Annotated in this window: 3 tRNA genes; all 3 read left to right on the plus strand. The window is 54.3% G+C overall.

The annotated features are described in order from the left end of the window. The first annotated feature begins 40 nt into the window (after window positions 1–40). The 3 genes from KGF39_RS19605 (at window position 41) to KGF39_RS19615 (ending at window position 297) form a co-directional block, all read left to right on the plus strand. Window positions 41–115 (plus strand) — tRNA-Asn (locus KGF39_RS19605). A gap of 5 nt (window positions 116–120) precedes the next feature. Next, window positions 121–206 (plus strand) — tRNA-Leu (locus KGF39_RS19610). A gap of 15 nt (window positions 207–221) precedes the next feature. Then, window positions 222–297 (plus strand) — tRNA-Met (locus KGF39_RS19615). The last annotated feature ends 38 nt before the right edge of the window (window positions 298–335 follow it).

The raw sequence follows: 335 nt of genomic DNA on the forward strand, positions 1-335 counted from the left end.
GAAACTGCCTGGGAGAGTAGGACGTAGCCACGTTAAATGTTCCAAGGTAGCTCAACGGTGGAGCAACCGGCTGTTAACCGGTAGGTTGTGGGTTCGAGCCCCACCCTTGGAGCCAAAAAAGCCGAAGTGGCGGAACTGGCAGACGCACAGGACTTAAAATCCTGCGGGACTTACCTCTCGTACCGGTTCGATTCCGGTCTTCGGCACTTATAAAACAATATCGCGGAGTGGAGCAGTTGGCAGCTCGTCGGGCTCATAACCCGAAGGTCGTAGGTTCAAGTCCTGCCTCCGCAACCATTAAAATGGCTCGTTGGTCAAGAGGTTAAGACACCGCC

Source organism: Clostridioides sp. ZZV14-6345, assembly GCF_020657775.1.
Taxonomy (GTDB): Bacteria; Bacillota; Clostridia; order Peptostreptococcales; family Peptostreptococcaceae; genus Clostridioides; species Clostridioides difficile_D.